The 20,491-nt window shown below is 55.3% G+C and carries 23 protein-coding genes and 1 tRNA gene; 17 read left to right on the forward strand and 7 right to left on the reverse strand.

Features of this window, described 5'->3' with window-relative positions; all coding sequences use genetic code 11:
- Window positions 1-74: 74 nt before the first annotated feature.
- The 3 genes from IPM50_09790 to IPM50_09800 all read left to right on the forward strand — a co-directional run bounded on the left by IPM50_09790 (window position 75) and on the right by IPM50_09800 (window position 4,233).
- Window positions 75-956: a hypothetical protein gene (locus tag IPM50_09790; GenBank protein ID QQS31969.1), complete on the forward strand. Its 882-nt coding sequence runs from the start codon at window positions 75-77 to the stop codon at window positions 954-956.
- A 236-nt stretch (window positions 957-1,192) separates the two neighbouring features.
- A complete protein-coding gene (locus IPM50_09795) occupies window positions 1,193-2,839 on the forward strand; it encodes a PAS domain-containing protein (protein ID QQS31970.1) in 1,647 nt (548 codons plus the stop codon).
- Window positions 2,839-4,233: a sigma-54-dependent Fis family transcriptional regulator gene (locus IPM50_09800; protein ID QQS31971.1), complete on the forward strand. Its 1,395-nt coding sequence runs from the start codon at window positions 2,839-2,841 to the stop codon at window positions 4,231-4,233. The genes IPM50_09795 and IPM50_09800 overlap by 1 nt, the downstream gene beginning before the upstream one ends.
- A gap of 2 nt (window positions 4,234-4,235) precedes the next feature.
- Here the strand turns inward: IPM50_09800 and IPM50_09805 are convergent, their stop codons facing one another.
- The 4 genes from IPM50_09805 to IPM50_09820 form a co-directional block, all read right to left on the reverse strand.
- Window positions 4,236-5,423 carry a tetratricopeptide repeat protein gene (locus IPM50_09805; GenBank protein ID QQS31972.1) on the reverse strand — a complete coding sequence of 396 codons (1,188 nt, stop codon included), beginning with the start codon at window positions 5,421-5,423 and terminating at the stop codon, window positions 4,236-4,238.
- 82 nt (window positions 5,424-5,505) lie between these two features.
- Window positions 5,506-6,030, reverse strand: a complete 525-nt coding sequence (locus tag IPM50_09810; protein ID QQS31973.1) for a hypothetical protein — start codon at window positions 6,028-6,030, stop codon at window positions 5,506-5,508.
- Window positions 6,031-6,065: 35 nt separating this feature from the next.
- Complete coding sequence (gene rsmG / locus IPM50_09815; GenBank protein QQS31974.1) at window positions 6,066-6,674, reverse strand: 16S rRNA (guanine(527)-N(7))-methyltransferase RsmG; 609 nt, start codon at window positions 6,672-6,674, stop codon at window positions 6,066-6,068.
- Between the two features lie 58 nt (window positions 6,675-6,732).
- Window positions 6,733-6,819 (reverse strand) — tRNA-Leu (locus IPM50_09820).
- A 216-nt stretch (window positions 6,820-7,035) separates the two neighbouring features.
- On the opposite strand from IPM50_09820, the gene IPM50_09825 reads away from it, so the two are divergent.
- From IPM50_09825 to IPM50_09840, 4 genes are all read left to right on the forward strand, one after another.
- The gene (locus tag IPM50_09825; GenBank protein ID QQS34498.1) at window positions 7,036-7,716 is read left to right on the forward strand and encodes a YggS family pyridoxal phosphate-dependent enzyme; all 681 of its coding nucleotides are present in this window, start codon (window positions 7,036-7,038) and stop codon (window positions 7,714-7,716) included.
- A gap of 175 nt (window positions 7,717-7,891) precedes the next feature.
- Window positions 7,892-8,482: a YggT family protein gene (locus tag IPM50_09830; protein ID QQS31975.1), complete on the forward strand. Its 591-nt coding sequence runs from the start codon at window positions 7,892-7,894 to the stop codon at window positions 8,480-8,482.
- A gap of 60 nt (window positions 8,483-8,542) precedes the next feature.
- Window positions 8,543-8,812 carry a YggU family protein gene (locus IPM50_09835; protein QQS31976.1) on the forward strand — a complete coding sequence of 90 codons (270 nt, stop codon included), beginning with the start codon at window positions 8,543-8,545 and terminating at the stop codon, window positions 8,810-8,812.
- Window positions 8,813-8,873: 61 nt separating this feature from the next.
- Complete coding sequence (locus IPM50_09840) at window positions 8,874-9,614, forward strand: YebC/PmpR family DNA-binding transcriptional regulator (protein ID QQS31977.1); 741 nt, start codon at window positions 8,874-8,876, stop codon at window positions 9,612-9,614.
- Window positions 9,615-9,618: 4 nt separating this feature from the next.
- Here the strand turns inward: IPM50_09840 and IPM50_09845 are convergent, their stop codons facing one another.
- From IPM50_09845 to IPM50_09855, 3 genes are read right to left on the reverse strand one after another with little or no spacing between them, the layout of a single operon-like run.
- The gene (locus IPM50_09845; GenBank protein ID QQS31978.1) at window positions 9,619-9,963 is read right to left on the reverse strand and encodes a type II toxin-antitoxin system PemK/MazF family toxin; all 345 of its coding nucleotides are present in this window, start codon (window positions 9,961-9,963) and stop codon (window positions 9,619-9,621) included.
- On the reverse strand, window positions 9,930-10,157 hold the full coding sequence (locus IPM50_09850; GenBank protein QQS31979.1) for a hypothetical protein: 228 nt from the start codon (window positions 10,155-10,157) through the stop codon (window positions 9,930-9,932). Before IPM50_09850 ends, IPM50_09845 begins: the two co-directional genes overlap by 34 nt.
- A gap of 37 nt (window positions 10,158-10,194) precedes the next feature.
- A complete protein-coding gene (locus IPM50_09855) occupies window positions 10,195-12,039 on the reverse strand; it encodes a tetratricopeptide repeat protein (GenBank protein QQS31980.1) in 1,845 nt (614 codons plus the stop codon).
- A 363-nt stretch (window positions 12,040-12,402) separates the two neighbouring features.
- On the opposite strand from IPM50_09855, the gene IPM50_09860 reads away from it, so the two are divergent.
- The 10 genes from IPM50_09860 (at window position 12,403) to IPM50_09905 (ending at window position 20,471) form a co-directional block, all read left to right on the forward strand.
- Complete coding sequence (locus tag IPM50_09860; protein ID QQS34499.1) at window positions 12,403-13,482, forward strand: ABC transporter permease; 1,080 nt, start codon at window positions 12,403-12,405, stop codon at window positions 13,480-13,482.
- Window position 13,483: 1 nt separating this feature from the next.
- The gene (locus IPM50_09865; GenBank protein QQS31981.1) at window positions 13,484-14,404 is read left to right on the forward strand and encodes an ABC transporter permease; all 921 of its coding nucleotides are present in this window, start codon (window positions 13,484-13,486) and stop codon (window positions 14,402-14,404) included.
- A gap of 41 nt (window positions 14,405-14,445) precedes the next feature.
- On the forward strand, window positions 14,446-14,685 hold the full coding sequence (locus IPM50_09870; protein QQS31982.1) for a hypothetical protein: 240 nt from the start codon (window positions 14,446-14,448) through the stop codon (window positions 14,683-14,685).
- On the forward strand, window positions 14,675-15,013 hold the full coding sequence (locus IPM50_09875; protein ID QQS31983.1) for a type II toxin-antitoxin system PemK/MazF family toxin: 339 nt from the start codon (window positions 14,675-14,677) through the stop codon (window positions 15,011-15,013). Before IPM50_09870 ends, IPM50_09875 begins: the two co-directional genes overlap by 11 nt.
- Window positions 15,014-15,018: 5 nt before the next feature.
- A complete protein-coding gene (locus tag IPM50_09880; GenBank protein QQS31984.1) occupies window positions 15,019-15,876 on the forward strand; it encodes a purine-nucleoside phosphorylase in 858 nt (285 codons plus the stop codon).
- 80 nt (window positions 15,877-15,956) lie between these two features.
- The gene (udk, locus tag IPM50_09885; GenBank protein QQS31985.1) at window positions 15,957-16,589 is read left to right on the forward strand and encodes a uridine kinase; all 633 of its coding nucleotides are present in this window, start codon (window positions 15,957-15,959) and stop codon (window positions 16,587-16,589) included.
- Window positions 16,590-16,597: 8 nt separating this feature from the next.
- The gene (locus tag IPM50_09890; protein ID QQS31986.1) at window positions 16,598-16,996 is read left to right on the forward strand and encodes a cytidine deaminase; all 399 of its coding nucleotides are present in this window, start codon (window positions 16,598-16,600) and stop codon (window positions 16,994-16,996) included.
- Between the two features lie 178 nt (window positions 16,997-17,174).
- Window positions 17,175-17,630: a hypothetical protein gene (locus tag IPM50_09895; protein QQS31987.1), complete on the forward strand. Its 456-nt coding sequence runs from the start codon at window positions 17,175-17,177 to the stop codon at window positions 17,628-17,630.
- Window positions 17,631-17,663: 33 nt separating this feature from the next.
- The gene (locus IPM50_09900; GenBank protein QQS31988.1) at window positions 17,664-19,073 is read left to right on the forward strand and encodes an amidohydrolase; all 1,410 of its coding nucleotides are present in this window, start codon (window positions 17,664-17,666) and stop codon (window positions 19,071-19,073) included.
- Between the two features lie 138 nt (window positions 19,074-19,211).
- Window positions 19,212-20,471, forward strand: coding sequence for a TonB family protein (locus tag IPM50_09905; protein ID QQS31989.1), 1,260 nt, complete (start codon window positions 19,212-19,214; stop codon window positions 20,469-20,471).
- The last annotated feature ends 20 nt before the right edge of the window (window positions 20,472-20,491 follow it).

The raw sequence follows: 20,491 nt of genomic DNA on the forward strand, positions 1-20,491 counted from the left end.
TTTCTTTGAGGGAGGTTCCGGGAGGTGTTTGAAATGAGAGAAATTGGGATCTCAAGGAAATTCTGTTCGCACTTATGGCCGCAGGAACACTGGCTGTCGGTGCCCAAACGCTCCCGGCTGAAAAGGAACAAAAGGACAAAGTTCCGGCCGCCGAACCAAAGGTCGAAAAACCGGCCGCTCCCATTGCTGTACCTAAGGAAGTCAGACCGATCCTGATCCGTCCGGATGTGACCGAAACCGAGGTGGTGGACGACCCGAGAAGAAGATACGAGGAAAACAATTTTCTCGGTAATGAGAGTTATGAGCGTGCTCCGATAACGCTGAAGCCGAATTTCAATTGGAAAGGGGCGACCCTGCAGTCGCTGATGTTTCTCGGTGTACAGCATGGATTCCGGTTGCTTGAGCCGAAGACGCGTAAGGAATTGAAGGGGCCGTTCTTCAAAGACTGGAAGGACTCATTAAAGAATCTCGAAGGTTGGGACGACGGCGGCAAGTTCTTTACGAACTATGTAGCTCATCCGCTTGAAGGTTCGGCAATGGCTCGGATCTATTTGAACAATGACCGTCAGGCGGGCCGTGTCGAATTCGGCAAGGACGCACGGTATTGGAAGACGCGAGCAAAGGCCTTTCTTTGGGCAACGGCGTGGAATGTACAGTTCGAGATCGGGCCGATCAGCGAAGCGTCTATTGGAAACGTAGGCAGAGTTCGACATTCGACAGGTAAGAGCAAGATGACGTGGGGCGATATCGTAGTGACGCCCACCGGAGGCATCGCGTTGACGATAGCAGAAGATGCTATCGACAAGTACGTACTTCATCGATGGATAGAACGCGACGAGCGGCGAAGCATCACCTTTACAAAAAAGATGCTTCGGTCGGTGCTGACACCGACAATGTCGTTCACCAATCTGCTCCGCGGGCATGCTCCATGGTGGCGTGACCACAGACGAAACTGAGGCATACGGCCAATATTGAGCAACCAATAGTTCTCCATTTCCGGAGGCGGTGTGAAAATGCCGCCTCCTTTGCATTTCGGCACAATTTTTCCCCACCTGTGTTTAATCTGTTGACACAATGTTCAAAATTGTTTCTAATTAAAGAGGAAAACTCTGTCGGGTTTTTCACAGTCAACTGTATCCCTCGCGGGCCGTTTTTCTTCCAAAGCTGAACGGGCTGTCGGTCCCGACCATCAATGCTTTCACCGTCGCTGCCCAGCAAAGCGGCAAACGCAACGGCTGCAATGCCGAATGCGGATGACGCCGCAAAAAGTCTAAAGTTCATTTCCGAGCTTGGGCGTAGCCTGCTTGCAACAGTCCACCCCAAAAAGGTGGCAAGCTGCGTCGCGGAGGCTCTGCGTGTGCGTTTTGACGCGCCCGTTTGCGCTTTTGCTGCCGAGCTCGAAAATCTGGGGCTTATAACGAGCATTTCAAGGAAGGGCAAAACCAAGGCGGAATTGAGCCGTGAGAAATTCGAGAAATGGCTGTCATTCATGCCGCCGCAGATCGCCCATGCGGAAACTGACAAAGACGAATTTCTGATCGCCGGCAAAGCACACAGTGCTGAATACATCGCACCGCTGTTCATCAATGGCGGCATTTCGGGCGCGATCGTACTTGCACTGCAGAACGGCGTTGAATTGACCGAGGCCGACACACGGCTGATCGAAGCCGCCACGCAGATGGCTGCGATGAGCGTGAATCTATCGGCACATTACGAGACGACGATAAACAACTCGATCAGCGAGGCCCGTGAAGAGGACCGCAAATTTACGGAAGCGATATTGGACGCTCTGCCGGTCTCGCTTTACGTCGTCGATCATGATTACAAGATCGTTGCGTGGAACCGCCACCGCGAGGAAGGCCAGCTCGGCATACCGCGCGACATCGCCGTCGGGCGCGACGTATTTGACGTTCTCGAGAAATATCCGCAAGGCCGCCATCGTGCCGAGTTTGAGCGTGCTTTCCGCACGGGCCGTATCGAACGCATCGAACAGCAAACGGTCGCAGACGACGGATCGACGCGGCATTGGCTGGTCAGCAAAGTGCCGATGCGCGACCCGAATACGCGCGACGTGACGCACGTCATCACCATAGGTGAGGACGTGACCATGCGTGTCGAAGCCGTACAGGCCGTCAGCCGTGCGGAAAAACTGGCCGCGGTCGGCCGTCTCGCTGCGGGTATCGTGCACGAGATAAACAATCCGCTGGCGACGATCGCCGCGTGTGCCGAATCGCTGGAGCACCGCGTCGCCGACGGCGAGTTTGTAAATTCCGAAGCTGAGGCAGACCTGAAAGAATTCCTCGAACTGATGAAAAGCGAGGCCTTTCGCTGCAAATCCATCACATCCGACCTGCTTGATTTCAGCCGCGTCCGCACCGGCGAACGGGCACCGACTGACATTGGCGAGGTCGTACGGTCTGCGGCAAACCTTATCTCGCATCAGAAACGCGGCAACGGCATCACGCAGCGAGTCGAGATCGCCGACAACCTGCCGCTAGTTTCGGCGGACGCGGGCCAGATACAGCAGGCGGTCATCGCTCTTGCGACGAACGCCATCGACGCAATGCCGGAAGGCGGCATTCTCACTTTCCGCGTGTCCGAACGCGGCGACCGCGTCGTCATCGAGGTCGAAGACACCGGCGTCGGAATACCGCCGGAAAACATGTCGCAGATCTACGAACCTTTCTTCACCACAAAAGATGTCGGCAAAGGCACGGGCCTGGGCCTCGCCGTCTGTTACGGCATCGTCTCCGAACACAACGGCCGCCTCAGCGTCCGCTCGACACCTGGTAAAGGAACTGTGTTCTCTATATCAATTCCCGCTCTCAAAACCGAATAATGGCTAAACTCTTAATTGTCGATGATGAGAAAAATCTGCGGCTTGTCGTAGAAAAGGAGCTTACGCGGCAGGGCCACGAGGCTGCATGTGCCGAGGACGGCGAGGCCGCCTGGGAAATGCTCGAAGCGGCGTCGTACGACGTCGTGCTGTGCGACATCAATATGCCGCGGCTCGACGGAATGGGCCTGCTGCGCCGTATCAAAGAGCAGCTTCAGGATCCGCCGGAGGTGATAATGCTCACGGGCCAGGCGACCGTAGAGACCGCGATCGAGGCGATGAAGCTCGGGGCGTATGATTATCTGACAAAGCCCTACCGCATCGGCGAGCTCTCGGCGCTCGTTACGGCCGCAACCGAAAAACAGCAACTCAAGGTTGATAATCAGCGGCTGCGGGCGCAGATCGAGCGAAAGACTGCACCGCTGCCCGACATCGTTGCAGATTCGCCGCAGATGAAAGAGGCACTGCGGCTGGTGAACCGCGTCGCACCGTCCGAAACATCGGTTTTGATAACGGGCGAATCGGGCGTCGGCAAAGAATTGATCGCACAGGCGATACACCGTCTGAGCGACCGTGCGGACAAGCCTTTCATCGATCTGAACTGTGCGGCACTGCAGGATACGCTGCTCGAAAGCGAACTTTTCGGCCACGAGGCCGGTGCGTTCTCGGGAGCTCGGCAGCGAAAGCTCGGGCTTTTTGAGATAGCCGACGGCGGCACGCTGTTCCTGGACGAAGTGATGGAAATGCCGCTGCAATTGCAGTCCAAGCTGCTCCGTGCGCTCGAGACGCGTACGTTTTTCCGCGTCGGCGGCGTGAAAAAGGTAGAGGTTGACGTGCGGCTGGTCGCTGCTACTAACCGCGACAAAGAGCAGGCGGTCGCCGAGGGCATCTTCCGCGCCGACCTGATGTACCGCATCAACAGTTTTGAGATATTCGTGCCGCCGCTTCGCGAACGCCGCGAGGATATCGAGCCGCTCGCACGGCATCTGCTTTACAAACTCGCCGGAGCCAACGCTCCCGACCTGTCGCCCGCGGCGATCGAAGCTCTGACCAATTTCGACTGGGCGGGCAACGTGCGTCAGCTACGCAATTGCCTGGAACGAGCGCTGCTGCTTTCGGACAACGGCGTCATCACACCGCGTGAACTGCCGCCTGAGGTCGCTTTCGGCAAAACTTCTCTGCCCAGCTTTTCTGTGAATTACGGCGATGCGGCGAACGCACCGGCCGCGGTTACCGCACACGCTCATCCGACGAATCTACGCGACGTCGAGCGCCGGCAGATCATTGGCGCATTGGAAAAAACGGGCTGGCACCGCGGCCGCACCGCCGAAATGCTCGGCATCTCGCCCTCCACGCTTTACCGACGTTTGCGGGAATACGGGCTGGATACTCGCTGACCCTATTTTTTGATCACATACTTCGTCACATACAGCCGCATTTTAGAGCGGTTTGCGGCGAGGTATGCGCGGTGGTCGCGGTGTATCTCTGCATTGCCGTAGGACATCAGGATGAAGGCTTCGAGGACACCGTCTTTGTCGAGCTTTTCGATCATCTCGATCTGCGGGTTCAGTTTTTTGGGTTTCAGGGTCTTGGCCATTGAGACCACGCTGCGGAGCCTGTCCACCTCTTCGGCAAGCGAGCGGCGGTATGCCGTTTCATTCGGATAGTGCTGCTTGAATTTCTCCTTTTCCCATTTCTCCGAACCTGCAACGTATGCCATCCACGCCATCGAACCATCATCGGCTAGCGGATTCACGTTGATCGTGGTTTTCGGCTTGCCGTCCTCGCCCGTCTCGGTCTTTGGCGGGTCGATGCGCGGATGCGAGAGGTTGTGCCGCGTCGCTTCGCCCCAGCCGAGCATTCCGTTTATCGCAAAACGGCTGTAGGGTTCTGTGATCCATGCTTCGATATAACGGTCGCGAGCCTGATCGAATTTGTTCTGCCGCATCAGCGGCGTTGCCGAATAGCGATACGCCGTTTCTGTAAAAGGATCTATGGCGATGGCTTTCTGAAACCACGTTTCCGCATTCTTGTAATCGTTCTTTTGCAGGTACATATTGCCGGCAAAGAGCGCGGCATAATAATTCTTCTGGTCGAGTTCGAGAGCACGCTGATAGTGGCCGAGTGCTTCGTCTATCTTGCCTGATGTGAATGCCTGTTCGCCGGCAAGCGTCGCCGCGTCCGATGCGGGAACGGATGAATATTTCGACCTGCCGCCGCCGTCGGGCGGTATCGAGCCGATCAATAACCTTACGTATTCGCTGGTGTCGCCCAGATCGCGGGCTTTGATAAATGATTCGCGCGCGCGTTTTCTGAGCGCTTTTGATTCTTCATCGGTTTCAACGTGAAACGCCTTTGCCATCAGCGCTTCGGCCAGCATGCGGTGAACGTCGCTGTTGTCGGGTTCGGCCTTGAGCAGCTTTTCCAGCCACGGCAAGGCATCGACGCGATTGCTCTGCTCGAACAGAGTTTCAACACGCAGCCACATCTCACGCGGATTCAGGTCGTCCTGTGCAGCGATCGGCAGTGACGAGGCAAAAAAGAGAGCGGCGGAGAGCAAAAGTGCAAAACGGGCGTACGGCTTCATAAGGAAAACTCCTTTTTTCTTTTTCGGGGACTGCCGCTATGATGCCCCGAAACGTGTAAAGGTTTCAACAGCCGGAGTGTTTTTATTGAGGCGTCATTTGGCCGTTCCTTACAGGAATTTTCCCTTTCAGATCGTCGGGCAGTATGAATTCGACATCGCGGTCTTCGCCGTCATGTATGCGGTCAACGCGGATCTCTTCGATCGAGACGGTGTAGCCCGCGGGCGGTTTTTCAAGCGTAAGAGCACCGCCTTTTTGCACCGACGCCTTTGAACCGCCGTAGATGTTGTTGATGATCACGCGGATGCGGCGTTCCGAGTCGCTGCGGAAAACCTTAATTTTCACACGCATATTGCGGTCACTGCGGGCTTCCCACAGGACGAGCGTCTGCGTCAGCAGGTCGTAGTCCAGCGATCTGATCGCGGTGATGCATTTTTCGTGGGCCGGCAAGGGGCCGTCAACAGAGTTCTTATCAACGCAAAAGAGCGGGTTGAGTTCGACGCTTTTTGCCGGCTGAATCTCGTAATGATCGGCGGTCTGTGCGAAAGACATCGCGGCGAAAGCAAGCACCAATATGAACGACGGCGGCCAGGGGAATTTCCTCATCACAACGACTCCTTTTCCTTGAGATGAAATTTTTACCGTTACCTGATAGCGGCGAAAAGATAACGCTGTTCGGACATCGGCATTAACTTAGGACCGACGTCAAGGCCTGTCGCTTGCAGCATTTCGCCCAGTTTTTGATTGCCGAAAAGCAACAAATGCCGCCGCATCGCCCATTTCAGCAGCCGCGGCAGCTTCTCCGAAAACTTATCCAGCGCACGGCAGGTAACGTATTCGCAGTTTCCCGGATCGGCCTCCTGAAACTGTTTGTTCACGATCTTGACGCGATCCGTCAGACCGAGCTGCTCGACTGCGAGCTCAAGGAACTTCGCCTTTTTTTCTTTCGATTCGATCAGGACAGCATGCAGATCTTCGCGGGCGATCAGGCACGGTATAGAAGGCAGCCCCGCACCCGTGCCGACATCGGCGAACTTCGCCCCTTCGGGCAGGAATTCGAGCAAGGTCAACGATTCCAAAATGTGCCGCGTCGCAAACTCCGCCGGCGTGCTTGGAGCCACGAGATGCAGCATCGGATTGTGCTCGAGAATGAACGCGTAATAGGCCCCGAGCCTTTCTACGACAGCGTCAGAAAGGGACACTCCGAATTCCGTCTGATGCTGTTTGATCGCTTCTGCAAACTCGCTCTGCATGAAAAGAAGTTTCACGCAAAGCCGCTGAGAACGCAAAGTTGGGCGGGAAATGAAAAATTGGTGCGGACGAGAAGAATCGAACTTCCACTCTGTTGCCAGAACAGGCTTCTGAGACCTGCGCGTCTACCAGTTCCGCCACGTCCGCACGCGTCGAACTTTTGAGGATACTAACTACGCCTGGATTTTTCAAGAGACACCTCTGATAAGTCCGGTGGATAGGGGCGAGGGGAAAGGGGCGAGGGGAAAGGAAAAAGGAAAAAAGGGAAAGGGAAAGGGAAAGGGGCAAGGGACGAGTGACAAGGGAAAACAGCTATCCGCTTTACACTTATCACTTGTCGCTGCAGATAATATAGTTGTGCGGATGAATGGCGGGCTGAAAGAGCGGATCGACGAGGTGCGAACTCGTATCGCAGATGCCGCGGCACGCGCGGGCCGCGATGCGTCGGAGATACAACTGATCGCCGTCAGCAAAACGCATCCGGCGGAAACCGTGCGCGAGGCGATCGCTGCGGGCGTTAACGTTTTCGGCGAGAACAAGGTTCAGGAAGCCGACGCGAAAATTCCGGCGATCGGCCGCAGCGACGCCAAGTGGCATCTGATCGGGCATCTGCAAAAGAACAAGGCCCGGCGTGCGGTGCAGCATTTTGACGTGATACATTCGGTCGATTCATTGGAACTGGCCGATCGGCTGGAACGCATCTGCGGCGAAGAAGGCCGTGCGGAACTGCCTGTACTGATACAAGTTGACCTGGCAGGCGAAGAGACGAAATCGGGCATCGCAGAAGATGGGCTTGGCGAATTGATAGACTATCTGCGTAAATGCGGGCGGCTGAAATTGATCGGGCTGATGATATTGCCGCCGTTTTTTGACGACGCCGAAGCCACGCGACCGTATTTCAAAAAGCTGCGGGAAATTCGCGATCATTTGCTGGCGGGCGGCGAGCTTTCGATGGGCATGAGTCACGACTTTGAGGTCGCTATCGAAGAAGGTGCAACGATGGTCCGCGTGGGCACGGCGATATTCGGGGAAAGGGAGTATTAGCTAAAGAGATGTCGGAAGACAGAAGCCAGAAGACAGTAGCCTAAGGCGAAAGGCAAAAGGTAAAAGGCAAAATAAAACGCCAAATTCCTGATTCGAAGCTCGGTTTTTGTCTTCCGGTTGCTGACTTCTGTCTTCTGACTTCTAGCTTCTCCGTGCCCTCTGTGGTGAAAAAAGTATGCTGACGACATTTGTTTATCCGTGGTTTTTTCTGATCGTTTGGTCGGTCTTTGGCGTATTTTTGGCCGTGATGCTGCTGCGGTTGGTGTTTAACTACGCGGATCCGAACCCTTTCGGCAAGGTCGGCAGGTTCGGCTTTAAGGTGCGAAAACGCACCGAAAAATGGGTATATCCCGCCGCACGCTTTTTCGCGATAAACAAGATCGACACGCGGCTGGCACCGCTGCTGACGCTGCTGATCGGGCTGCTGCTGACGTATTTTTTTACGCAGGTCGTCGGTAATGCGATGTTCGTCATCGACGGACTGACGGCCGGCATCGCTACGGGCGACGTGAAAAAGATCGTCGGTTTTATTCTCTACGGAGCCTTGAGCGTGCTGATACTTTTCATCTTTATACGCTTTTTGTCGTCGTGGTTCACCTTTCAGCCGAACAAGTTTCTCGCCCTTGTCGGCCGCGTGACCGAACCGATACTCGCCCCCGCACGCAGGCTGATCCCGCCGGTCGGGATGTTCGACATCTCAGCGATGCTCGTGCTGCTTTTTATCGGATTCCTGCAAGTGATCGTGATGAATGTGTTTGTGAGATAAGCGACAAAATACGAAAGTCGAAAACCTAAAAGACAGAGGACAAAGGACCATAACCTCAATATGCCTGCCGCAGAAAATTCCTCCGTTAGGATCAATGTCCGAGTGGTGCCGCGGGCTTCGCGGAGTGAGGTCGTCGGTATGCAGGACGGCGTTCTGCGTGTGCGGATCGCTGCACCGCCGGTTGACGGCGCCGCGAATGAGGAACTGATCCGCGTTCTGGCGAAGCATTTTTCGACGCGGAAAAGCAGCATCGAGATCGTTTCGGGAGAAACGTCCAAGAACAAGATCGTTCGTATCACGGGCCTCGCGGGCGATGTGCCAAATTTTTGAACGTCGGCTGCCGGCGTGATATATTCGACAATTCGAAATTCTCAGTAACTAAGTAGCATTTATGTCAGGACACAGTAAGTGGCACACAATTAAGCACAAAAAGGGCGCACTCGACGCCAAACGCGGCAAGATATTTACGAAGCTCATAAAAGAGATCACCGTCGCGGCACGCACGGGCGGCAGCGGCGACGTTGATTCGAACGCACGTTTGAGGAAGGCCGTTTCGGACGCGAAGGGGCAGAATATGCCCAATGACACAATCGACCGCGCCATCAAACGCGGCACGGGCGAGCTGGAAGGAGCGTCGTATGACGAGGTGACATACGAAGGCTACGGCCCGAACGGCGTCGCCGTGATGGTCGAGGGACTGACCGACAACCGCAACAGAACGGTCGCTGAAATTCGCCACATCTTTTCAAAGAATGGCGGCAACATGGGCGAGAGCGGCTCGGTCGGTTGGATGTTTGATAAGAAAGGCTACATCGTCGTCGATAAGGCCGCGAAGAGCGAGGACGAGTTGTTCGAGATAGCGATCGAGGCCGGTGCTGAAGATATGCAGGACGACGGCGATGTTTTTGAGATATTTACGGCGCCCGAAAATTTCGAGGCGGTCAACGACGCCGTCAAGGCCGCCGGCATCGAACCGCAGGTCGCCGAAGTGACGATGATCCCACAAAACTACATCAAGCTCGAAGGTGCCGACGCCAAGACGATGCTCAAGCTCTATGACGCGCTCGAGGACAACGACGACGTCCAAAAAGTCTATGCGAATTTTGATATAGACGAGAGCGAGATGGGGTAGCCTTTTATTCGCGATTCAAGGTCTTGAAACGGCTGACAACGCCCGCAACTATCTCGTTGAATTTGCCGGTCGAGAGTGTTCCCGCGGTGCGTAAGATTATCTCTTGATTAGCAGTAAACAATTTCCCCGTTCGAGCATAGCTGATCCTTTTCAATCCGCCCGATCTGAGATCCACATTGTCGATCGCGATCGCGACATCGTCAGCAAAAGCATTGCTGGTGATCTGACACAAGATCCAGTCGTTTCGGTCAGCGTTTGCCAATACGACGGCTGGCCTGAGTTTCGAGTTTGAGAGGTCGGAAAAAGGAAACCTGACTAGGACGACGTCTCCGGCTGAAGGTGGGCCCATGCCTTGTCCTCCTCTTCAGATAGCCACTCGCGGGAAAGCACATCTTCACTGAGCAACGCAGTGTCGGCAGCGACGGATTCCGGACTTTCGTCCAAAACGGTGACTATAGCCTTGCGATTGCGCGGCAGGTCATGGCCGTTCAATATCTTCAGGACGCCGTTGCCGTCAATAACTGCTTCTAGGATCTGGCTCATAAGGAAAATTTTAGCACGAACGTCAAGGCAGTCGGCCTTACCTTAACCTTTCCAACGCCTTCGCCGCTTGTGCACGGTTATTCAGGACCGACTTTTCGCTCAGGCCGTTTGTTTGGGCGAGGTATTCCTGCAATGCGGTGCGGGCCTCGTCGGTTCGGTTCTGTTCCATGTAGAGCAGTCCAAGCCTAAAAAGTACGCTCTTAGATTCAGGCAGCAGCTCATTCTTAGCGGCCTCGCGTGCGTTTTCCAGTTCTATCCGTGCAGCCTCTTTTTGGCCTGCCTGATACAGAATGACCGCCATATTGTTCGATATCGCGGCGAAGTACATCGGCAGTTCGATGCGAGCCTTTGCGAGGTTGTCGAGGCCGTTCTTGAACCGCCCTGTTTCGGAAAAGGCTACTGCGAGAGCCTCGTAAAGCTGATATGCGGCGTAGATGTCCATCTGCTCATCAGGAAACTGCAGCCCGACATTCAGGTCATTTATCGCACGGTCGTGCTGTTTCAAACGGATCAGCGAACGGCCGCGTCCAAGATAATTTCGCGGCGTCGGCCGTTCGTCAATGGCCTTTGAATAGGCTGCGACAGCCTCTTCATGGCGGCCTGCTTCTGCCAGAGCGCTTCCCAATTGCCCCTGCGTAAAGGATCCGCTGTCAACCTTCGCTGTCCATTGCCACAGAGCCATTTCGTTGGCGTAAGCCGTGTTGTAACGCACCGTCTGAAACGCCAGTACCGCACAGATCGCGATGCCGGCGGCAAGCACGAATTTCTGCTCCGCGAGCTTGAACGCGAGAGGCACGATGAGCATCAGCGCTCCCAACAGCGGCAGATAAAGATAGCGGTCGTGGACGATCTGGTCGGCGGGAAACGCCGTCGCGTTCAACGCAAGCAGGAGCGGAAATGCTAATAGCGCCAGTGCGAGGCGTTCACGTATGCCGCGCTTTACCAGAATGTAGATACCGAAAGCGGCCGCGATGCAAACCGCGGCGGGAATGATGAAATTCGTCAGTCCAACTGTTTCGACAGGCTGCAGGTCGTAGTTGATGCCCAGCCAATACGGGAAGAACATCTGCCGCAGATAGAATGCTGCCATCGACGGAATGCTAAGTATCGCGTTGCCAAAAGGCACCGGATCGAGCGGTGGCGAGTTCAACTTGCCCAACACGGCCCATCGGGCGGCAAAGTATGCCGCAGCGACAACCGTATGAACGGCGAGGAACGTCGTCGTGCCGGCCTTCAGTCTTTTCTTCTCCTTGTCTCGACCAAGGTATAGAAACAGAAAATAGTATATCGGCAGACACAGCAGCCCGATCTCTTTTGAACCGAGAACAAGCGCATAAAGAATGGCGGAAACTATCAGGTTGTTCGTCGAGCCCGTTTCGTAAAATGACGTCGCGAACCACAGCGACGCGAGAAAAAAGACCGTCAGCAGAATGTCGGGAACGCCGGCGATCCAAGTTACGGATTCGACATGCACGGGATGCACGGCGAATATGAGAGTTATCAAAAACGCTGCGGGCGCCGAAAATTCCCAACGCCGCAGCAGTGCAAAAGCGAGAAAACACGCCAGAGCGTGCAGGGCGATGTTGCCGACGTGCCAGCCTGCGGGCGACATTCCGAAGAGCTGGAAATTCACTATCTGCCACAGCGTGAATGTCGGCCGCCAATAGCTGCTGCCGGCGATCGAGCCGTCGCCTTTGAAGGCCCAAACGTCGCTTGTGAGGGCTTTCCATGTATTTCCAATGTCCTGAATAAGCGGATTTCGGACGATCTGCCGCATGTCGTCGTAAACGAATTCGCCGCCGATGCCGTTAGCGAAAACGAGCATCGCGGCCAAGACGACGGGCAGATACCATTTTGCGTCTTTTCGGAGATCGAAGGTCATCTGTCAGTTGGTTCGGTTAGATTAGCATAGTCCGCTTCCATTGGCAGAAAGGACGGGAACTCGCAGTGCCGGCGAACCTGCGAGATGAACTTTGCGGTTGCTTTGCGTCTTGGCGGTTTTGCGGGAGGCCGAGTGTTTGCATTTGATACTTGGATGATCACGCGAGCGTTTCCCGCAAAGACGCAAAGGCAGCAAAGAGAATTCCGGTTATGCCGCATTAACGGTGCATCGTCCGTTTCTGTCGGCCTCCGCAGATGACACGGTCATAATTGTTATGTATATTGTATTTCGCACGTTTCCTTTAATTTCAATGGCGACAGCCAATTGCTCGCAAGCGAAAAGCTCAGGGCCGTCAAACCGGGAATGAAGATCCTCCGCGAAATACTCTGGCCGCTGACCGCAGTCTTTGCGGCGTTCATTGTCGGCGGCATCATCGTGCTGGCGATCGGCGACAATCCGTTTCAAACCTATTACCAGTTGATCGGGAATTCGTTCGGCTCGATGAACGACATCGGCTACACGCTGTTCATAGCTACGCCGCTGATATTCACCGGCCTTGCGGTCGCGGTTGCGTTCCGATGCGGGTTGCTGAACATCGGAGCCGAGGGCCAACTTTACGTAGCGGCGTTCGCAACGGCGTGGGTCGGCATCAAGTTCGGCGGTGCGATGGTCACGGTTTTCGGTAAGGAAGAGAATTGGTCCTGGTTCAGCCTGCCCGCCGTGCTGCTTGTTGGGCTATGCGTCTTGACGGCGGTCGCCGCGGGTGCTTTTTGGGGCGCGATACCGGGCCTGCTGAAAGCGAAATTCGGTTCGCATGAGGTGATAAACACCATCATGCTCAATTTCGTCGCGATCGCGTTGGTCAGCTATTTCACACAGTATTATCTCAAGGTTCCCGGCGACCCGATCATGCAGACCGCCGAGATCGGCAAGGCAGCACAGATACCGCGCATCAGCCAGTACATTCCCGGAATGCCGGATTTCGTACCGCTCAGCGTCGCATTTTTGCTGGCGATATTGATGTGCGTGCTGGTCTATATTTTCCTGTGGAAGACAAAGTGGGGCTATGAGCTGCGTGCCGTCGGCGAAAATCCGACCGCCGCGGAATACGGCGGCATCTCGCCGAAAAAACAGATCGTCATCGCGATGACCATTTCGGGCGGGCTCGCGGGCATGGTCGCCATCGGCGAGGTGCTCGGCTATCGCTATCGCTATTACGACGGCTTTTCGGACGGCTGGGGCTTCTTAGGCATCGCCGTCGCACTGCTCGGCAGAAATCACCCGCTCGGCATCTTTGTCGCGGCACTTTTCTTCGCGGTGCTGAAACGCGGCGAGATCTTTGTGGACATCGAGACCAAATACGTATCAAAGGATCTGGTCGAGGTCCTGCAGGCCATAATCATCATTTTCGTGGCATCTTTGCAGAGGTTCAGCAGGAGGTAAGATGAGCGAGGTATTGACACCAACATTTTTGCTGATCCTTCTGTTCTCGACCATTCGGCTGGCGACGCCGTTGATCTTCGCGGCGCTCGGCGGGATGTTCTCGGAACGCGCGGGCGTGATCAATATTGCTCTCGAAGGCCTGATGCTCGCGGGTGCATTTACGGCGGCGGTTGTCACGTATGAACTGCAGAATCCGTACATCGGTTTCGTGGCGGGAATGGCGGTCGGTGCAATAGTTGCTTTGGTGTTTGCGGTGGCCGTGATCAAGTTCGAGGCCGACCAGGTCGTAACCGGTTTTGCGATCAGCCTGCTGATGTTGGGCTTGCCTGCCGTGATATCGAGCCGCATTTACGATTCCGCGGGTTCGACGCAGCAGATAGCGAAGGAATTCCTGCTGCCCGAGTTTTGGAACAGGCTTTCCATCGCCTCGATCCTCGCTTTCATTCTGGTGCCGATCTGTTGGTACGTGCTTTACAAAACGCCTTTCGGGCTGCGCATTCGTGCGGTCGGCGAGAATCCCGAAGCCGCGGACGCAGCGGGCGTCAGTGTGGTGAAGCTCCGTTATTCCGCCGTTATCATCTCGGGAATACTCGCCGCCGCGGGCGGTGCGTACCTTTCTATCGGCCAGTCGTCGCTTTTCACACGCGGCATGACCGCGGGCCGCGGCTATATCGCACTTGCAGCTCTGATATTGGCAAAATGGCGGCCTATACCGGTGCTGCTGGCGTGCCTTTTCTTCGGTTTTACCGAGGCTCTCGCGATCCAAATGCAGGGCGTTATCAAGATGCCGTCGGGCGAGGACGTGCCCGTGCAGTTCATACAGATGATCCCGTATGTGCTCACGATCATCGTGCTCGCGGGCTTTATCGGCCTCAGCCGCGCACCAAAAGCACTCGGCACGCCGTATCGCAAGGAAAGCTGATCTTATAGCCCTTGTTTCGTTAGTTATTGTAGAATCCTAGTATGCAAACGTCGTTAGAGACCACAGCTACAATTGGGCCGAACAGGCAGCTTTTGCTCGACGAAGACCTTCCGCCGGATGTGTCGAAAAAGGTGCGTGTAATTGTGCTGTTTGACGAAGATATCGATGATTCCAAGTGGCAAGCGGCCGCTAAAGAGAATTCTGCGTTCGAGTTTCTGGCCGATGACGCCGAAGATATCTACACCTTGGACGACGGAAAGCCGATAGACCATGAAACATAAGATCGTTTTGGTCCCGTTTCCTTTCGACGATCTTTCCTCGGCAAAAGTTCGCCCTGCCGTCTGCCTCACGGACGAGATCGAGCCATATGGCCATATCGTGGTCGCTTTTATAACCAGTAGATTATCGAGCGAGCCGTCGGTAACTGACCTGAATATTGACTCAACCAGTCCGTATTTTGAAACGACGGGGCTGAAAGTGTCGTCGGCCGTCAGGCTTCACAGGCTGATGACAATATCCAGAACCATGGTAAAACGTGAACTCGGCGAACTGGCGGCAACACAAATTGAAGCCGTGAACGAACGACTGCGAAAGCTATTCGCGATTTGATCGAAATGTCTTACCAGAATGCGGCGCGTGCCGCTGAATATATAAAGAGTAAATACGCCGGCGAGGTCGAGACGGCGGTTGTGCTCGGCAGCGGGCTCGGTGCGTTTGCGGAAACCGTAGAAAATGCCGTCCGAATCCCGTATGAAGATATTCCCGGATTTGCGCGTTCGACAGTTGAGGGTCACGCCGGGCAGCTTGTGATCGGCGAGATAGGCGGTGTAGGCGTCGCGGTGCAGCAGGGGCGTTTTCACTATTACGAAGGCTATGAAATGGAACAGGTGATGCTGCCTGTCCGCACATTCGGCGTGCTCGGTGCGAAACGCATCATTCTGACCAACGCCGCGGGCAGCCTGAACACGGATATGCCGCCGGGCTCGCTGATGCTTATCACGGATCATCTGAATATGATGGGCGTGAATCCGCTTCGCGGGCCGAATGACGATAGGCTGGGCCCGCGTTTTCCGGATATGACGGAGGTTTACGACCGCGAAATGATGGTCACCGCTGAAGAGGCCGCCGCGGATATCTCACGCGAGCGTTTTGAAAAAGGACTCGATGAAAAGGTGCACGATCTGCTCCACCGCGGCGTGTACTGTGCGCTTTCGGGCCCGACGTATGAGACGCCATCTGAGATACGGCTTTATCGCAAGCTCGGCGCCGACGCCGTCGGTATGTCAACGGTTCCCGAAGCTATAGCGGCAAGGCACATGGGCCTGCGAGTGCTTGGCATCTCGTGCATAACGAATTTCGGCGCCGGCATGAGCGGCCAAAATATCGACCACGAAGAGGTAATGGAAACCGGCGCCCGTGTGGCGGAATTTTTCGGGGAACTGCTCCGGCGAGTGATCACTCACACAAATTGAACCGCAGAGACGCAGAGCCGCTGAGAAATTCATTTCTGACCTCTGCGTCTCGGCCTCTCTACGGTTAGAATACGATTCTTATGTTTATCGGTATCTGCGGCGGGACAGGATCTGGAAAGACGACCATTGCACGAAAGCTGGTCGAATCGGTCGGCGCGGAAAACGTCGTGCTGGTCGAGCAGGATTCGTATTATCGAAACCTGGCTGACATGCCGCTCGACGAACGGCACCGTGCGAATTTCGACCATCCCGACGCCATCGACAGCGACATGCTGGTCAATCATCTCTTGCGTTTGAAGCAGGGCCTCGTCGTCGAGATGCCGCTATACGATTTCAAAACGCACACCCGCAGCGACCGCATTGAGATCATCGAGCCGAAACAGGTCGTCATCGTCGAAGGGATCTTGATCTTTGCAGAGACGCGTGTGCTCGACCTGCTGGACGTGCGCGTTTTTGTGGACACGCCGGATGACATTCGTTTCATTCGCAGGCTTCGCCGCGACATCGCCGAACGCGGCCGCACAACGGAATCCGTGATCGAACAGTATTTTGCATCGGTCCGGCCTATGCATTTCGAATTTGTCGAGCCGTCGAAACGCCACGCCGACGTCATCATTCCAGAAGGCGGCCAGACGGGCGTGACCGTGGAACTACTCTGCGGATTGGTGCGCGAACGCCTGGCGGCACAGACTGCCGCGGGAGCATCTGAATAGTTGTACAAATGCAGCACACCAAAGAAGAACTGATAAAAGCCGCCGCCGATGCCCGCGAACGTGCGTATGCGCCGTATTCAAATTTTCGTGTCGGCGCCGCCGTCGAGGCCGAAAGCGGCGATATATATATCGGCTGCAATGTCGAATCCGCCAGCTACGGCCTGACCGTCTGCGCCGAACGCGTCGCCATCTGGAAAGGCATCTCGTGCGGCGAAAAACGCTTTACGCGCATAGCCGTCGTCGTCGATACCGAAGAACTCACCCCGCCTTGCGGTGTCTGCCGCCAGATCATCTGGGAATTCTGCGGCGACGTTCCCGTCATACTCTCTAATTTGGAAGGGAAAAGTGAGATAATACAGATGGGCGAATTGTTGCCAAGAGCGTTTGATTCGAAGTTTTTGAAATAGAATACTTACATTGGTTTCACATTCATGAATGAAAATGATCCATTGCCAGAACTGAAGTTAGATCGAAAACGACTCAAGGTCATCGAGAACTTTGACGATTCTGATGAGATCGAGTATTGGAAAAACACGACGTATGCAGAGCGGCTAGAATACGCCTATCGGCTAAGGTATATGGCATATGGCGATAAGATTAGAGAAAGAATTTCAAGAGTTTTTGAGGTCGTTGAACCGAAATGATGTCCGATATCTTCTGATCGGTGGATACGCAGTTATTCTTAATGGACACATCCGAAATACAAATGATCTAGATGTCTGTGTCTCGAATGACCAAGAAAATGCTGAGAAACTCGTGAGAGCGTTAGACGACTTTGGTTTTGGCGTACCCGGACTTGATAAATCGTTGTTTACTAAGCCAAAAAGTGTCGTTCGCATGGGATTTCCTCCAATAAAGATCGAGATCATCAATTATTTGGAAGGCGTCGATTTCGAACTCGCTTTTGCAAACAGAAAACTGGTCGAATTGGATGATCTAGAAATAAGCCTGATAAATATCGACGACCTAATTTCCAATAAACGAGCAGTTGGCCGACATCAGGATTTGGCGGATGTCGAGAAGCTGGAGCGAATGCGTTAAGTGGATACGCTCATCAATTGGTGATCACTACAAATGAAAAAGCTTAGATCTCTTACCGCATTTTTTCTCGTTTTAACATTCACATTTTCGACTTTCGCGCAGGGCACGCGTTCGCGGGTGATTGCGGTTGACATCCTCATACTCGGCGGCACGGTCGTTACGATGGACGGCGGGCGGCGTGTTATTGAGGACGGCGGGGTCGCGATAAAGGGCGGCGTTATCGAGGCGGTCGGCACGCGTCGGGAGATAACGGCGGGTTTTCGCGGGCGTCGTGTGATAAACGCGGCCGGAAAGGCGGTTATTCCGGGGCTGATAAATACGCACACGCATGTGCCGATGACGCTGTTTCGCGGCATTTCGGACGACCTCGACCTGAACGACTGGCTGACGCAGTTCATATTTCCTGCCGAGGCGAAGAATGTTGACGAGCCGTTCGTGCGGGCCGGGACGCGGCTCGGCCTGGCGGAGATGATACGCGGTGGGACGACGACTTACTGCGACATGTATTATTTCGAGGACGCGATCGCCGAAGAGACCAAAAAAGCGGGCGTCCGCGGTGTGCTCGGCCAGACTATAATCCAGTTTCCCGTCGCCGACGCGAAAACACCCGAAGACGCGCTTGTCTTGACCGAGCGTTTCATCAAACGCTGGCAGAACGATCCGCTGATCGTTCCCGCAGCGGCGCCGCATGCGCCATACACGCTCTCGACCGATCATCTGAAAGCGATAAAAGCACAGTCGGATCGATTGAATTCGGCGGTCGTCATACACGTCGCCGAAACGAAAAAGGAGCGCGACGACATCCTCGCGCAATACGGTAAAACGCCCGTCGAATATCTGGAAAGCATCGGCTTTTTGTCAGACCGCACGATCGCGGCGCACAGCGTTTGGCTGACCGACAACGAGATCGCTATCTACGAACGCCGCGGCGTCGGCTCGGCGCATTGCCCGCAATCGAACATGAAACTCGCATCCGGCGTCGCGCCGATCCCAGCGATGCTGGCGGCGGACGTCGCGGTCGGCATCGGCACGGACGGGCCGGCTTCGAACAACGACCTCGACATGTGGGACGAGATGGATTCCGTCGCAAAGCTGCACAAACTCACTTCAGGCGACCCGAAAGCCGTGCCTGCCGAGGCCGCATTTGAGATGGCGACGATCCGCGGTGCTCGTGCGTTGAATCTCGACCGCGTGACCGGTTCGATCGAATCAGGCAAGGCCGCCGACATCGTTATACTCGACCTCGACGGAATGCATCAACTCCCGATGTACAACATCTATTCGCATCTCGTTTACACGACGAAAGCGTCCGACGTACGCACCGTTCTGATCGCGGGCCGCGTCGTCATGCAGGACCGCCGTTTGCTGACGTTAAACGAAAATGCTATAAAAATAGATGCACGCCGCTATCGCGATAAGATTTTAAATAGTTTGAAAAACTAACATTGGCGGGCATTACAAATGCTCGCCAAAGCTTTTATTTGGCGGCTGCAATGAATTATTAGGTCGTCAGAGTGAGCCTTCTATAGGTGAGTTCGCTTGGCCTTTACGGAAAATTCAACCCACGAGAGGAGGAAGAAGATGCCGTTAAAGATCAGAAGGTTTTACGCTTCGATTTTACTGGTTTTAGTCACATTTGCTGCGGTTTCCTACACGCAGACCACCGATCCCGCTCCGGCACAGAACACCGCTCCGCCCACTTCGGGCGATGTGATGCGCGACCGCATTTCAAAGGCAAAGGCCTTTATCGCGGTGATGAATTACAACGCCGCCATTTTCGAGCTGGAGAATATTCGCCGCGAATCCGGCGATCAGGCCGTGCGTTCGGTGGTCAACGTCCTGCTGATGAATAGCTTTGTCGAAAAGGGCGATTACAAACGCGCGCAGGATCTGTTGACCGAGTTTTTCACCAACGAGCAAAAGAACGGCGCGTCGCGGCCGCTTAATGGGTACATGGCCGTCGCGGGCCAGGTCGTCCGCGTCGCGCGTAATCGCGTCGAACGCTATCGCGTGCTTGGGCTTACCGTCAACGACCGCGCACTGCCGCTTGAGGCGGTGAACGATCTGGAAAAAATGCGCGAGACGCTCGAACTGGTCATCGACCAATCGCGTGAACTCGGCAAAGACAACGCAAAGACCGCCGACGCGATGGCGATGATGGAAGAGGCCGTGGCCGCACGCGGAGCACTCGCACGCGACAGCTTTGATACGCGGCGTTGGCAGGACAAGCTTTCGGACACGCGCGAGCAGATGGCAAATTCGCGCAGCACCGTGCTGAACGCTATCAACGACGGAACTCCGGAACCGCCGAAAGCCGAGCCCGCAGCACCGGCAAACGCAGCAGCAGCACCGTCAGTCACGCAGACCGCATCTCAAACAGCTTCACAGCCGGCAGTCAGATCGGGAACCGCGGCCGTCGCTGCTTCAAAACCCGCCGAACAGAAGCCCGCTGCCACCCAGAATGATCGACCGGTCGTTGTCGTAGGAAAGTCTGCGCCTGAGACGGTTGCGAAAAAGGAAACCCCGCCGCCCGCTCCTGAAAAGACAGAGTCGTCGAGCGACGGACCGCTTGAGGTCGGTTCGCTGACCGGTTACGCGACGAGCCAGACCCGGCCCGTATATCCGCCTGCGGCACGCACCGTTCGTGCATCGGGCGTCGTCCGCGTCGATCTGATGGTGGATGAGAACGGTGACGTCGCCGAGATACAGAACGTCAGCGGCCCTGTCATTCTGCAGGCCGCGGCGAAGGATGCAGTGCGAAAATGGCGTTTTCGCCCCTTCACACGCGACGGCCAGCCCGTCCGTGCGACTGGGTTCGTCAGTTTTAATTTCGCGCTGTAACTGCGGGCAGCAATTTTGTT

The organism is Acidobacteriota bacterium, assembly GCA_016700075.1.
In the GTDB taxonomy this organism is placed as follows: Bacteria; Acidobacteriota; Blastocatellia; order Pyrinomonadales; family Pyrinomonadaceae; genus OLB17.

Coding starts and splice junctions, on each gene's coding strand:
- IPM50_09805 (QQS31972.1), bottom strand. CDS start 5,423: ATGAAGCCGTACGCCCGTTTTGCACTTTTGCTCTCCGCCGCTCTCTTT.
- IPM50_09795 (QQS31970.1), top strand. CDS start 1,193: ATGCTTTCACCGTCGCTGCCCAGCAAAGCGGCAAACGCAACGGCTGCA.
- IPM50_09835 (QQS31976.1), top strand. CDS start 8,543: ATGCCTGCCGCAGAAAATTCCTCCGTTAGGATCAATGTCCGAGTGGTG.
- udk (QQS31985.1), top strand. CDS start 15,957: ATGTTTATCGGTATCTGCGGCGGGACAGGATCTGGAAAGACGACCATT.
- IPM50_09825 (QQS34498.1), top strand. CDS start 7,036: ATGAATGGCGGGCTGAAAGAGCGGATCGACGAGGTGCGAACTCGTATC.
- IPM50_09880 (QQS31984.1), top strand. CDS start 15,019: ATGTCTTACCAGAATGCGGCGCGTGCCGCTGAATATATAAAGAGTAAA.
- IPM50_09840 (QQS31977.1), top strand. CDS start 8,874: ATGTCAGGACACAGTAAGTGGCACACAATTAAGCACAAAAAGGGCGCA.
- IPM50_09890 (QQS31986.1), top strand. CDS start 16,598: ATGCAGCACACCAAAGAAGAACTGATAAAAGCCGCCGCCGATGCCCGC.
- IPM50_09865 (QQS31981.1), top strand. CDS start 13,484: ATGAGCGAGGTATTGACACCAACATTTTTGCTGATCCTTCTGTTCTCG.
- rsmG (QQS31974.1), bottom strand. CDS start 6,674: ATGCAGAGCGAGTTTGCAGAAGCGATCAAACAGCATCAGACGGAATTC.
- IPM50_09830 (QQS31975.1), top strand. CDS start 7,892: ATGCTGACGACATTTGTTTATCCGTGGTTTTTTCTGATCGTTTGGTCG.
- IPM50_09855 (QQS31980.1), bottom strand. CDS start 12,039: ATGACCTTCGATCTCCGAAAAGACGCAAAATGGTATCTGCCCGTCGTC.
- IPM50_09860 (QQS34499.1), top strand. CDS start 12,403: ATGAAGATCCTCCGCGAAATACTCTGGCCGCTGACCGCAGTCTTTGCG.
- IPM50_09790 (QQS31969.1), top strand. CDS start 75: ATGGCCGCAGGAACACTGGCTGTCGGTGCCCAAACGCTCCCGGCTGAA.
- IPM50_09800 (QQS31971.1), top strand. CDS start 2,839: ATGGCTAAACTCTTAATTGTCGATGATGAGAAAAATCTGCGGCTTGTC.
- IPM50_09845 (QQS31978.1), bottom strand. CDS start 9,963: ATGGGCCCACCTTCAGCCGGAGACGTCGTCCTAGTCAGGTTTCCTTTT.
- IPM50_09900 (QQS31988.1), top strand. CDS start 17,664: ATGAAAAAGCTTAGATCTCTTACCGCATTTTTTCTCGTTTTAACATTC.
- IPM50_09905 (QQS31989.1), top strand. CDS start 19,212: ATGCCGTTAAAGATCAGAAGGTTTTACGCTTCGATTTTACTGGTTTTA.
- IPM50_09895 (QQS31987.1), top strand. CDS start 17,175: ATGGCGATAAGATTAGAGAAAGAATTTCAAGAGTTTTTGAGGTCGTTG.
- IPM50_09875 (QQS31983.1), top strand. CDS start 14,675: ATGAAACATAAGATCGTTTTGGTCCCGTTTCCTTTCGACGATCTTTCC.
- IPM50_09870 (QQS31982.1), top strand. CDS start 14,446: ATGCAAACGTCGTTAGAGACCACAGCTACAATTGGGCCGAACAGGCAG.
- IPM50_09850 (QQS31979.1), bottom strand. CDS start 10,157: ATGAGCCAGATCCTAGAAGCAGTTATTGACGGCAACGGCGTCCTGAAG.